Raw genomic sequence first — 12,865 nt, 5'->3', positions numbered from 1 at the left:
CGTACCCGCCCGGTTGCGATCACCCCTGTATACCCGGTTCCGGCCGATGCTGCACGGCCGAAGGGATCCGCAAGACGACAGAGCCGCCGGCGGAAATCCCACCGGCGGCCCTGATCTCGTCCCGCTACGCGCCGTTCAATCGATGAACGGATCGTGGACCAGGATGGTGTCCTCGCGTTCGGGGCTGGTCGACAGCAGCGCCACCGGCGCCTCGATCAGTTCCTCGATGCGGCGGATGTACTTGATGGCGGTCGCCGGCAGATCGGCCCAGGAGCGCGCGCCCTGGGTGCTCTCGCTCCAGCCCTCGATGGTCTCGTAAACCGGCTCGATCTCGGCCTGGGCGCGCGGGCTCGACGGCAGATAGTCGATGACCGCACCCTTGTGGCGATAGCCGGTGCAGACCTTGATCTTCTCAATCCCGTCGAGCACGTCGAGCTTGGTCAGCGCGATGCCGTCGATACCGCCGGTCTTGATCGCCTGACGCACGGCCACGGCATCGAACCAGCCGCAGCGGCGCGGACGGCCGGTGACGGTGCCGAATTCATGGCCGCGCTCACCCAGCAGCTTGCCGATCTCGTCATGCAGCTCGCTCGGGAACGGACCCGAGCCGACGCGGGTGGTGTAGGCCTTGGTGATGCCCAGCACATAGCCGATCTGGCCGACGGCAAAGCCGCTGCCGGTCGCCGCCTGCGCCGCCACCGTGTTCGACGAGGTGACGAAGGGATAGGTGCCGTGGTCGATGTCGAGCATCGCCCCCTGCGCGCCCTCGAACAGGATGCGCTTGCGGGCGCGGCGGGCCTCGTTCAGCGTCCGCCAGACCGGGTCCATATAGGGCAGCAGCTTCGGCGCGATCTCGTCGAGCTTCGCCATCACCTCGTCGCGCGAGAAGCGCTCTTCGGCACCAAGGCCGGTGAGCAGCGCGTTGTGGTGCAGCAGCAGATCGTCGAGCTTAGTGGCCAGCAGATCGCGATCGGTCAGGTCGCAGAGGCGGATCGCGCGGCGGGCGACCTTGTCCTCATAGGCCGGCCCGATGCCGCGGCCGGTGGTGCCGATCTTGTTGCCGCCACGCGCCGCCTCACGCGCGCGGTCGACCACGCCGTGCAGCGGCAGGATCAGGCAGACATTCTCGGCGATCCGCAGCGTGTCGGGGGTGATGTTGACCCCCAGCTTGCCGATCCGGTCGATCTCGTCGAGCAGGGCCCAGGGATCGACGACCACGCCATTGCCGATCAGCGACAGCTTGCCCCGCACCACGCCCGACGGCAGCAGGCTGAGCTTATAGGTCTTGCCGTCGATAACCAGCGTGTGACCGGCATTATGGCCGCCCTGGAACCGCACCACCACGTCGGCACGGTGCGACAGCCAGTCGACGATCTTGCCCTTGCCCTCGTCGCCCCACTGGGAGCCGACAACGACCACGTTGCTCATGAGCTTACGCCCCCCGGATATCGATGGCGTCGAGCGGGATGGCGTCAGCCCCCCGCAGGATATGGGAACAGCCCTGCGCGCGCGCCTCCGCGACAGGGTCGGTCTCGGGCGCAAGGCCCTGGACGGTGATCCAGCCGTCGGCACGGAACGCACGGCCCGCAACCGGACCGCAACCGAACGGCAGGTAGAGATGACGCGGCCGCACGGGCGCATCGATCGCCCTGAGCACGCTGTCCATATAAAGACTGAAGCCGGTGGCGGGCTCGCCACCGCCGTTCTGGTCGGCACCGGCGACATAGCGGCCGCCGCTGCCCAGTTCGCCGCGCACACCGGCGGCAAAGAGCGAGAAGCTGACACCGGTCTGATAGTCGAGGCCGCGATGCTCGACCGGATCGATCGTCACCTGGGCATCCAGATCGGCCAGGTCGATGACCCGGACCACATCGGCGACCATGGCGACCAGACGGCGCGCCTCTGCCGGCAGATCCAGCGCATCCAGCCGGGCCAGCGCCTCGGCGGCGATGCCCGCGGCATCGAGCAGCCCGGCATAAAGCGGTGCCGCGGCCCCGGCGAGTTCGGCCACCGCCGTCGGATCCTTGCGGTCCAGCGCCTCGCGCAGCGGGCCCAGCTGATCGACGGGCAGGCCGAAGGCCTCGGCCACCACATCGACCATGGTCGGCAGGTTGAGGTCGATGGTCAGCCCCTTCACACCGATGTCGGTCAACGCCTCGGCGGCCAGCCGCACCACTTCGGCATCCGCCGTGGGTTCGGGCGCGCCGATCAGCTCGATACCGACCTGGGCGAACTGGCGTTCAGGCCGCAGCATGCCGCCGCGCACGCGCAGGACCTGGCCGGCATAGGACAGGCGCAGCGGCCGGGCGGCATGGGCCAGGCGGGTGGCGGCGATGCGGGCCAGCTGCGGCGTCATGTCGGCGCGCACGCCCATCATCCGCTGCGACACCGGATCCATCACCCGGAAGATCTGGGCGGCCAGCAACCGGCCCGGGCCGGTCAACAGGCTGTCCTCGAATTCCACGAGCGGCGGCTTCACCCGCGCATAGCCTTCGGCCGCGAAATGCGCCATCAGCCGCTCGATCGTCTGCGCCTCGAAGGCGGCGTCGGGCGGCAGGAGGTCCTGCAACCCGTTCGGCAGGAGCGCGCGCTGGCGATCGTCGATCATCGGCCCCGATCTCAACCCATGGAAAACATCCGGACCGCGCATTTCCACGGCCGGTTCAAGACGCACGAAGGCCGTCACGACCCCGCTTTCCGGGTGCCGACGGCCGGGGCGGAGTGTAGCCCCCCGGGCCCAAGCACTCAACCGCAAACGCACGAAACCGGCCGCCCCCGAGAGGGCGACCGGTTCCGATGCCGTGAGAACCCCCGACGCCCAGAAGCTGAGCGCGGTTTTTATCAAGGGGTCGCTCAAAAGCTGAGCGCGGTTTTTATCAAGGGGTCGCTCAAAAGCTGAGCGCGGTTTTTATCAAGGGGTCGCTCAAAAGCTGAGCGACAGGGCCGTGATCACGTTGGGCAGGCCCTGGACCTGCTTCAGCACCGCCTCGCGCAGCGGCTGATCAACCTCAATCAGGCAGATGGCGCGGGCGCCGGGTGCCTGACGGCCGAGATGGAAACTGGCGATGTTGATGCCCGCCTCACCGAGCGCGCGGCCGACCGCGCCGATGAAGCCCGGCTTGTCGTTGTTGACCACGAACAGCATGTTCTCGGCCAGCTCGGCTTCGATCGCGACATCCTCGACCGAGACCAGACGCGGGCGATTGCCGGCGATCAGAGTACCGGCAACGCTGCGGCCGCCGCGTTCGTCCGAGATGGTCAGCTTGATCTGGGTCTGGAAATCGGTCGCCTTGTCGCTGCGCACCTCGGTGACGGCGATGTTGCGCTCCTTGGCGACGATCGGGGCGTTGACCATGTTGACGCTGTCGAGCAGCGGACGCAGCAGGCCGGTCAGCAGGGCCGCCGTGATCGGACGGGTGTTGAGAGTGGCAACCTGGCCCGAATATTCGACGGTCACGCCGCGCAGGCCGCTCTCGGCCAGCTGGCCCGCAAAGCTGCCCAGCTGTTCGGCCAGCTTCATATAGGGCTTCAGCTTGGGCGCCTCTTCCGCGGTCACCGACGGCACGTTGATTGCGTTGGTGATGGCGCCGGTCAACAGATAATCGGCCATCTGCTCGGCCACCTGCAGGGCCACATTCTCCTGCGCCTCGACGGTGCTGGCGCCCAGATGCGGGGTGGCGACGACGCGCTCGTCACCGAACAGCACATTTTCCTTCGCCGGCTCTTCGGCGAAGACGTCGAGGGCCGCACCCGCCACCTTGCCGGACTCAAGCGCCGCCTTCAGGTCCTTTTCGACCACCAGGCCACCGCGAGCGCAGTTCACGATATAGACGCCGTCCTTCATTTTGGTGAAGGCATCGGCGCCGATGATGCCGCGGGTGCCGTCGGTCAGGGGCGTGTGCAGGGTGATGACATCGGCGCGGCGGAACAGCTCGTCCAGCTCCACCTTCTCGACGCCCAGATCCTGCGCACGTTCGGGCGACAGGAAAGGATCGAAGCCGATCACCTTCATCTTCAGGCCCTGGGCACGGTCGGCGACGATGGCACCGATATTGCCGACGCCGATGACACCGAGGGTCTTGCCGGTGACTTCGACGCCCATGAAGCGGTTCTTTTCCCACTTGCCGGCATGGGTCGAGGCATTGGCCGCCGGGATCTGGCGCAGCATCGACAGCATCAGCGAAATCGCGTGCTCGGCGGTGGTGATCGAGTTGCCGAACGGCGTGTTCATCACGACCACGCCATGGGCCGACGCCGCCGGAATGTCGACATTGTCGACGCCGATGCCGGCACGGCCGACGACACGCAGATTGGTCGCGGCCGCCAGAATGTCCTTGGTGACCTTGGTGGCCGAGCGGATGGCGAGGCCGTCATACTGGCCGATGACCGCGCGCAGCTCGTCCGGGGTCATGCCCGGCTTCACGTCGACCTCGATCCCGCGCGAGGCGAAGATCTCGGCGGCGGCGGGGCTCATCTTGTCGGAAATCAGGACTTTGGACATGGGAAGTCTCCATCGCGGGCCGCACGCCCGCCCGCGTGATCCTGCGGGAGGGCGGGGCACCGTTTTCGAACCGGGAATTCGGGGAAATGAGGTCGTATGGAGGGGGTGAGGCTCAGGCCGCGGCGGCCTTGGCCTTCACCTGATCCCAGGCCCAGTCGAGCCAGGGCAGCAGCGCTTCAAGATTGGCGCGCTCGACCGTGGCGCCGCCCCAGATGCGCAGACCCGCCGGGGCATCGCGATAGGCGCCGATATCCAGCGCCGCACCCTCTGCTTCGAGCAGACCGGTCAGATCCTTCTGGACCTTGGCCTGGCCGGCAGCGTCGAGGCCCTGGAACCAGGGATCGACGATGGCGAGGCAGATCGAGGTCGGCGAGCGGGTGGCGGCATCGGTCGCAAGGAAATCGACCCAGTCGGTCTTCGCCACCCAGTCGGCCAGCACCGCGAAATTGCCTTCGGTGCGGGCGATGAGGGCCTCCAGGCCGCCGATCTGCTCCGCCCACTTCAGGGCGTCGATATAGTCTTCCAGCGCCAGCATCGACGGGGTGTTGATCGTCTCGCCCTTGAAGATGCCGTCGATCAGCTTACCGCCCTTGGTCATGCGGAAGATCTTGGGCATCGGCCAGGCCGGGGTGTAGCTCTCAAGCCGGGCAACCGCGCGCGGCGAGAGGATCAGCATGCCGTGCTGACCTTCCGAGCCCAGCACCTTCTGCCACGAGAAGGTGACGACATCGAGCTTGTCCCAGGGCAGGTCCATCGCGAAGGCGGCGGAGGTGGCGTCGCAGAAGGTGAGCCCTTCGCGATCGGCCGCAATCCAGTCGCCGTTCGGAACCCGCACGCCCGAGGTGGTGCCGTTCCAGGTGAAGATCACGTCACGGCTGAAATCGACCTGCGCCAGATCGGGCAGCTCGCCATAGCCGGCGGTGAAGCTGCGGACGTCGGGCAGCTTCAGCTGCTTGACGATGTCGGTCTTCCAGCCGTCGCCGAAGCTCTCCCACGAGAGGATATCGACGCCACGGGCGCCGAGCATCGACCACATGGCCATCTCGAAGGCGCCGGTGTCGGAGGCGGGAACGATGCCGACCTTGAAGTCGGACGGGACGCCGAGGATCGCCGCGGTGCGGTCGATGGCTTCCTTGAGCTTGGCCTTGCCAAGCTTCGCACGATGCGAGATGCCGAGCGCAGCGTCGCTCAAGGCATCGAGGCTCCAGCCCGGGCGCTTGGCGCAGGGGCCGGACGAGAAGCGCGGATCGAGCGGCTTCGCGGCGGGTTTCGTCGTCATATGCCTTCCCCTCAGGAAGAGTGGCGACCCGTTGGGGGGTCGCGGCCCGCTGCCGACGATAGTGAGGTCGCCTGCACCGGTCAACACATGTCCGGTGCGCAGGAATCCGACGGAAGCCATGCGTCTGGTGCATGTCTCACGCTCCGGCCTGACCTGCGGCACACGAATGAAATCTTAACTTCAATACCTGCATAGTGCGGTTCTGCCTCTACCGCTATCGGCGACGCCCCTCAAATGCTCTCCTGGCCGGCTTTCATCGACCTCAGGACGGTCGGGCTCATGATCATCATGACCTGCGTCATCGCGTCGATGGTTTCGATCGTTCTCTGGCGCCTCAACCGGCCGATGGCCGGCCTCGTCTCGTGGATGCTGGCCGCCTTCGCCGGAACCGCCGCCTTTCTCGCCTGGGTGGCCATGCCCTGGATCGGGCGCAGCGTCGCGGTCCCGATCAATCTGGCCGTCTCCACCGGTAGTCTGGTGCTGGTTCTCGACGGCGCCCTGCGCTTCCGCGGCCTGATCACGCCCGGCCGGCTGCGCTGGATGACGCCGGCCGTCATGCTGGTTGCAGCCGTTCAGGCCATCGTCAATCTGGACCAGGACTGGCTCAGGATCGTTTTGAACGACGTCCTGAACGGCATTGTCCTGATCGCCATGATCACCGCCCTGATCAGGCGCGCCCGCCGGGACGAGCGGGTGATCCATCTGATGATGGCCGTCGCCACCACCCTGCTCATCGCGGCCTATCTGCTGCGGATCGATACCGCGCTGACTGCACCGCGGGGGACCTTCCGGGCACCCGGGGATCCGGTACATGCCTATGTCTTCTCGGTCTCGCTGGTGTTCATTCTGAGCTGGACCTTCGGCATGCTGCTGATGGTGAACCTGAAAGTGCATCGCGCGCTGGCCGATCTGGCCGATCGCGATCCGCTGACCGGCATCGGCAATCGCCGCCTGCTCGACCGTCTGGCGACACGCAGCCTGGCCCATGGCCGGGCCGGCCTGGTGCTGATCGACCTGGACGGGTTCAAGCACATCAATGACAGTTTCGGCCATGATCAGGGCGACAGGGCGCTGATCTGGATCGCCGGCACCCTGCGCGGGCTGATCAGGCCGGGCGAGACGCCGATCCGCCTGGGTGGCGATGAATTCGCGCTGTTCATCGACGGAACGGGCGACAGCAGCGATCTGGACGGCCGGGTGGCCGAACTGGATGCCGACATCAATGGCCGGATTACCATCGGGGCCGGCTTTCCCCTGCCGGCGCGTGTCAGCATCGGCGCCGCCGCGGCGCCCGCCGACGGATCGACGCTGGATGCGCTGATCATGGCGGCCGACCGGCGGATGTATGCCGACAAGCACGGTTCCGGCCGGGGGCCGAAGTCCGGCCCTGACGCCCGGTCCTAAAGGTAGATGATGCCTTCCATGTAGCGCTGAACCAGGGCCGCCACCACGGCCCGGTCACGCCCGCTGCTGCACCAGGCACTGCCGCCGCGCTGGCCGACCACCCGCACGGTCAGGTCGTCGCGGTCCAGGCGCTGGCGCCAATAGGGCAGCAGGGTACACAGCGCCGACGACCGCACGGCCAGTGCCTCGGGCCCCCATTTCGCCGCCACCACCCGGGCAGTGAAATCGCTCTGATCGCCGGGTGAGGTGAGCACCACCACCGGCCGGCCGAGCGTGTCCATGGCGGCACGGTCGATGCGGACCGCCTCCACCGCCGCCTCATCGGCCAGAACCGCCACATAGCACGAGCTGTCGAGCATCATCACCGTCTCGGGCGCAATGCCGCCCAGCGCCGCGGTCAGATCCACGCGACCCAGCATCTTCACCGGCGGTCGCAACGGCAGATCGACCAGCACCGATGATGTGTCGCGCTGGCCCATGATCATGCCCGACGGCGTCAGCAGCTGCACCCGGCGAAGCTGTGGCTCAAGATAGTGAAAGACGGTATGTGCCGCCGCCAGCGCACCCGGCGCCGACAGCGGCACCTCGGCTGCGCGCGAGAACCAGCGGACCTCGTAGACCCCGGCGGAGCCGACCAGGAACACCGTTTCGGCCTTGGCATGCTCGCCGGCGATATCGGCCAGGATGTCGTCGGGAAGCCAGCCGTCCAGCGGGCAGACCACGGCGGGCACGCCGCGGAACACACGGTCGGCGAAAACATCGAGATGGCAGATGGGGATCTGCATGCGGCGGCCGGAGGTCTCGGAACGTTGGGATCGGGTAGCGGTCGTCGAGGCCCCTCCCGCAGCTGTGGGAGGCCTGGTCGGCGTGAACCGGACCAGTGTACTGGCTTCGACCGGTGCGGTGGGATCGCCCCGCTCCGGCTTCTCTGACGGACCGCTCGACATGTGGCAAGGTTCCGCGACGACAGGGGGAAGGGTACTTGGATACGCAAAAGGTCGAGGGGCCCGCTCTGCCGCCCTCGGACGACCCCGTGCCCCATTCGTTCACCTTACACGCCTTGGCCGCCGGATGCCAACCTGGCGCGCCCCCACCGTCAGTTTCACAATAACGCCGTTATGGGCGATCGGCTGTCACGACGACGCCACCACGCGGTTCCAGTCGTGGCGAAGCGGGCCATGGCCACGGCCAAGTCCGGGCGCCGCCAGCATGGCCTGGCGCACATAGGATCGCGCCACCGCCACCGCTTCAGCCATCGGCCGACCACGGGCAAGCCCGGCCGCGATGGCGCTGGCGGTGGTGCAGCCGGTGCCGTGGGTGTGGCGGCTGTCGATCCGCGCGCTTTCGAAGCGCAGCACCCTGAGCCCGCCTTCGGGGGCCGGCGTCACCAGCATGTCGACGAGTACCGGCCCCTCCATATGGCCCCCCTTGATCAGCGCTGCGCGGGCGCCCTGGGCGATCAGGCTGCGGCCGGCCTCGACCATCGAGGCAGGGTCGGTGACGGTGAGGCCGGTCAATACCTCGGCCTCGGGCAGGTTCGGGGTGACGATTGCGGCACGGGGCAGCATCAACGCCTTCAAGGCATCGACCGCATCTGCCCGAAGCAGCCGGTGACCGCCCTTGGCGACCATCACCGGGTCGACCACCAGATCAAGCCCGCTCCCCAGCACCGGATCGAGCCGGGCCGCGACCGTCCGGATCACGTCGGCAGAATGAAGCATGCCGGTCTTGGCCGCGGCGACGCCACCTGCCAGCACGGCATCGATCTCGGCGATCAGCGCAGGGGCCGGCACTTCCCAAACCCCCGTCACCCCCAGCGTGTTCTGGATGGTGAGTGCGGTGATCGCCGGGCAGCCATCGGCACCGAGAGCCAGCGTGGTCTTGACATCGGCCTGAATGCCGGCCCCACCGCCGGAATCAGAACCGGCGATGATCAGCACACGCGGCAGACTGGTGGTCACGGGCAGGTCTCCTCGCCGGCAGGATCGTCGGGCGTCACCGCCCGGAAGGCGGCATGCAGGTCGGTCGACGGATGCGAGCCGGCCGCGGCGCGTGCGACCGGATCTGCGGCCACCGTCGCGCGGATCAGATCGGCATGATGCCGCCAGGCCCGCCTTGCGTCGAGCCCCCGGATCGCCCCCATGGCAACCGCGGTCGCAAGCCCGATCGGCGGCCCGCCCAGCGGTCCGGCGGCCAGACCTTCGTCGGCGATCAGGTCGATATCGTCATCGGCGAGCATGGCGATACCGAAAGCCGGGCCGCCTGCCACGACAACCTGCTCCGGCCCCAGGCTCGCGAGCGTTGCGACGGCCTCGATCAGCCCGTCGATATGGCGGATTTCACGACCGACCATCACTTCGGCGGCGGCCAGATCCAGGATCAGCGCCTGAGCGCGGACCACCAGCCGGGCCTTCAGCACCTGCAGCGCATCGCGGTTCATCAGATGGCGCCCGGTGGCATCGACCAGGACCGGATCCAGGATCAGCGGAACACCGTGGCCCAGATGCTCCACCACCTCCGACACCGCCAGCAGCTGGTCGGTTTCGGTCACCCGGCCGATGCGCAGGGCATCGGCGCCGATATCCTCCATCACCGCCCTGAGCTGACCACCGACGACATCGGCCGGAACCGGCATCGCCTCGCCGTCGGCCACGATGGCAGTGACCGCGCTTGCCGCATAGACCCCGCAGGCGGTGGCAAGTTTCAGGTCAAAAGCGATGCCGCCCCGGCCTTCGGGATCGCCGTGGTCGACACTGAGCAGCCGCGGCATGACTGTCGCAGATGAAACACCCGTCATCGGACTGCCCTTTCCCTACCCTGACGCTTCCGGGCCGCCAGCCCCCCGGCCGGCGACGCCCGTTCTCATGATCTGGCGGAAGCATGGCCCCACCTTTTGCCCGCCATCATGTTAGCGGGCCGAAAGTTAACGCTTCCACCTTCTCAACGAAGATCATTCAGGTCGCGTGGCCACCCGCTCCATCACTTCGACGATACGTCCCACAACCTGTTCCACCAGTGCGGGATCATCCGCCTCGGCCATGACCCTGATCAGCGGCTCGGTGCCGGAGGGGCGGATCAGGACGCGACCATGGCCGTCGAGCCGCGAGGTCTCCTGCGCGATCACCCGCGCCACCTCTTCGTCGCCGGTGGGCGCCATGCCGGCATAGCGGACATTGCGCAGCAGCTGCGGCCAGGGATCGAACCGGCGGGTGGCGGCAGAGGCGGAGATGCCCTCATCCACCATCACCGCCAGCACCTGCAGGGCCGCGACCAGCCCGTCGCCGGTGGTGGCATAGTCGCTGAAGATCATGTGGCCCGACTGCTCGCCGCCGACATTGTAGCCGTCGGCGCGCATGCGCTCCCCCACATAGCGATCGCCGACCTGCGTACGCACGAGCGTGAGGCCGCGGGCTTCCAGATAGCGTTCCAGCCCCATATTCGACATGACGGTGGCAACGATGCCGCCGCCGGTCAGGCGGCCGCGCTTGGCCCAGCTGGAGGCGATCAGAGCCATGATCTGGTCGCCGTCGACCTGCCGTCCGGCCTCGTCGACCACGATCACCCGATCGGCATCGCCATCGAGCGCGATACCGATATCGCAGCCCTTCTCGACCACCGTCCGCGCCAGCGCTTCGGGTGCCGTGGAACCGCAGCCGCGATTGATGTTGAAGCCGTCGGGCTCCACCCCGATCGCGGTGACCTCGGCGCCCAGCTCCCACAGGACGGTGGGGGCGACCGCATAGGCGGCGCCATTGGCACAGTCGACCGCGACCTTCAGCCCGTCGAGCCTGAGCCCGCGCGGCAGCGTGCCCTTGATCGCCTCGATATAGCGGTCGCGGGCGTTGTCCAGGCGCCGGGCCCGGCCGAGCTTGTCGGGCGCCGCCAGCGCCCCCTCCTGCGGGCCGTCCATCAGGGCCTCGATCTCGGCCTGGGCCTCGTCGGAGAGCTTGTAGCCATCGGGACCGAACAGCTTGATGCCGTTATCGGCAAAGGGGTTGTGCGAGGCCGAAATCATCACGCCCAGATCGCACCGCATCGAGCGGGTGAGCATGGCGATCGCCGGTGTCGGGATCGGGCCGACCAGAAACACGTCGCATCCGGCCGAAACGAAGCCTGCGGTCAGCGCCGGCTCGATCATATAGCCCGACAGCCGCGTGTCCTTGCCGATCACCACCCGGGTCCGTGCGCGGGCGGAGCGGAAATGCATGCCGGTGGCGACACCGACCCTGAGCGCCACCTCGGCGGTCATCGGCCAGGCATTGGCCTGACCGCGGATACCGTCGGTGCCGAAATAACGTCGCGCCATGATCAGATCACCCGAATGTCTTATCCCGAGGCCCGTCCGCGCCGGTCTGACCGGCGGGCGGATGGGCGAGGCTGGCCCCCGCACAGGGGCCCGATGGTGGAGAAATGACGGCCGGGCCCGCATCGGCCGGGCGCCGCCGGGCCGCAGCACGGGCGGCTTTACGCCCGGCCGCGGCCGATTGCCTGGCTGACCACCAGCGCCTGAACCGTTTCAGCCACGTCATGCACCCTCACGATCTGGGCGCCCTGGCCGACCGCAAGCAGGGCAGCGGCAAGGGAGCCCGGCACACGCGCCCGGGGCGCCTCTTCGCCGGTGACCCGGCCGATGAAGCTCTTGCGTGACACACCGATCAGCAAAGGGCGGCCAAGGCCGTGAAAGATCGACAGGTTATGCAACAGCGCGAGATTCTGGTCCACCGTCTTCGAAAAACCGATGCCCGGATCGACCGCCACCTGCCCCGGCGACACGCCCGCCTCGTCGAGCAGGCAGAGCCGGTCCTCGATCTCGTCGAAGACATCCAGCACCACGTCATCATAGGCGGTCAGCTGCTGCATGGTTTCAGGCGTGCCGCGCATATGCATGACAATCGCCGAAAGCCCGGTCTGCGCCACCACGCCCGCCGCGGCAGGATCATGGGTGAAGCCGCTGACGTCATTGGCGATCGCGGCGCCCCGGCCGGCGGCATGGCGCATCACCGCACCCTTGCGGGTATCCACCGACACCACCGCTCCGGCGACAGCCGCAGCGTCGAGCGCCGGTTCGAGCCGCCGGATCTCTTCGGACGGGTCGATATCGGCGGCGCCGGGACGGGTCGATTCGGCGCCCAGATCCAGCAGATCCGCACCCTCGGCCAGCGCCCGACGGACCGCAGCGGCAGCATCGGCGGGGGCGAAGGCATCCCCGCCATCCGAAAAACTGTCGGGCGTGACGTTGACGATCGCCATCACCCGGGCGCGGTGCTGCAGATCGAGCCCGGCAAAGCGCTGCCGCGGCGCCTCCAGCGCCCACAACCGCCGGGCCAGCCGCCGCCCGCCGGGATACTCCATCACCCGGTCGGCAAGGCGCAGGGCCGCCTCCACGGGCAGCACCACGCGACCGGGGCGCCCTTCCCCACCCCGCCAGAGCAGTTCGACCATGTTGAAGGCGAGCCAGCCACCGGCCAGCTGCCGGAAACCCGGCCCGGGCAGCCGTATGGCGGGCTTCAGAAGCCCCGCCCCCGGCGTGACGCCGACGGGCGCAAAACCGAAGGGGCGGGCATACAGACGAAGACCCGCATCGCCCTCGCGGATGCGGGTCTCCAGAGACGCGGCTGCGGCCGCATCCGAAGATGCGGCCGCAGTGCTGGCAGGCAGGTCGTGGGCCAAGGTCGTGTCCT

At 68.0% G+C, this 12,865-nt stretch carries 10 protein-coding genes; 1 reads left to right on the top strand and 9 read right to left on the bottom strand.

Annotation, left to right across the window (positions count from 1 at the left end):
* Nucleotides 1-135: 135 nt before the first annotated feature.
* The 4 genes from P7L68_RS12540 to P7L68_RS12525 all read right to left on the bottom strand — a co-directional run bounded on the left by P7L68_RS12540 (nt 136) and on the right by P7L68_RS12525 (nt 5,780).
* Nucleotides 136-1,428, bottom strand: a complete 1,293-nt coding sequence (locus P7L68_RS12540) for an adenylosuccinate synthase (protein ID WP_372005838.1) — start codon at nt 1,426-1,428, stop codon at nt 136-138.
* 4 nt (nt 1,429-1,432) lie between these two features.
* Complete coding sequence (locus P7L68_RS12535) at nt 1,433-2,608, bottom strand: ATP phosphoribosyltransferase regulatory subunit (RefSeq protein ID WP_372005836.1); 1,176 nt, start codon at nt 2,606-2,608, stop codon at nt 1,433-1,435.
* Nucleotides 2,609-2,923: 315 nt separating this feature from the next.
* Nucleotides 2,924-4,501 (bottom strand): phosphoglycerate dehydrogenase, encoded by a 1,578-nt coding sequence (gene serA, locus P7L68_RS12530; protein ID WP_372005834.1) that lies wholly within the window; start codon nt 4,499-4,501, stop codon nt 2,924-2,926.
* Nucleotides 4,502-4,613: 112 nt separating this feature from the next.
* The gene (locus tag P7L68_RS12525; RefSeq protein ID WP_372005832.1) at nt 4,614-5,780 is read right to left on the bottom strand and encodes a phosphoserine transaminase; all 1,167 of its coding nucleotides are present in this window, start codon (nt 5,778-5,780) and stop codon (nt 4,614-4,616) included.
* Between the two features lie 279 nt (nt 5,781-6,059).
* Between P7L68_RS12525 and P7L68_RS12520 the strand changes: the two genes are divergently transcribed.
* Complete coding sequence (locus tag P7L68_RS12520) at nt 6,060-7,184, top strand: GGDEF domain-containing protein (protein WP_372005830.1); 1,125 nt, start codon at nt 6,060-6,062, stop codon at nt 7,182-7,184.
* On the opposite strand, the gene P7L68_RS12515 is transcribed toward P7L68_RS12520, so the two are convergent.
* The 5 genes from P7L68_RS12515 to folP form a co-directional block, all read right to left on the bottom strand.
* Complete coding sequence (locus tag P7L68_RS12515) at nt 7,181-7,969, bottom strand: PhzF family phenazine biosynthesis protein (RefSeq protein WP_372005828.1); 789 nt, start codon at nt 7,967-7,969, stop codon at nt 7,181-7,183. The genes P7L68_RS12520 and P7L68_RS12515 overlap by 4 nt on opposite strands.
* A gap of 348 nt (nt 7,970-8,317) precedes the next feature.
* On the bottom strand, nt 8,318-9,145 hold the full coding sequence (thiD, locus tag P7L68_RS12510) for a bifunctional hydroxymethylpyrimidine kinase/phosphomethylpyrimidine kinase (RefSeq protein ID WP_372005826.1): 828 nt from the start codon (nt 9,143-9,145) through the stop codon (nt 8,318-8,320).
* On the bottom strand, nt 9,142-9,981 hold the full coding sequence (locus P7L68_RS12505) for a bifunctional hydroxymethylpyrimidine kinase/phosphomethylpyrimidine kinase (RefSeq protein ID WP_372005824.1): 840 nt from the start codon (nt 9,979-9,981) through the stop codon (nt 9,142-9,144). The genes thiD and P7L68_RS12505 overlap by 4 nt, the downstream gene beginning before the upstream one ends.
* A gap of 153 nt (nt 9,982-10,134) precedes the next feature.
* Nucleotides 10,135-11,490 carry a phosphoglucosamine mutase gene (gene glmM, locus P7L68_RS12500; protein ID WP_372005822.1) on the bottom strand — a complete coding sequence of 452 codons (1,356 nt, stop codon included), beginning with the start codon at nt 11,488-11,490 and terminating at the stop codon, nt 10,135-10,137.
* A gap of 158 nt (nt 11,491-11,648) precedes the next feature.
* Nucleotides 11,649-12,854: a dihydropteroate synthase gene (gene folP, locus P7L68_RS12495; protein ID WP_372005820.1), complete on the bottom strand. Its 1,206-nt coding sequence runs from the start codon at nt 12,852-12,854 to the stop codon at nt 11,649-11,651.
* Nucleotides 12,855-12,865: the final 11 nt, after the last annotated feature.

It is taken from the genome of Tistrella mobilis (genome assembly GCF_041468085.1).
In the GTDB taxonomy this organism is placed as follows: domain Bacteria; phylum Pseudomonadota; class Alphaproteobacteria; order Tistrellales; family Tistrellaceae; genus Tistrella; species Tistrella mobilis_A.
The sequence above is the reverse complement of the archived record's forward strand: the minus strand, read 5'-3'. Positions and strand labels throughout refer to the sequence as shown.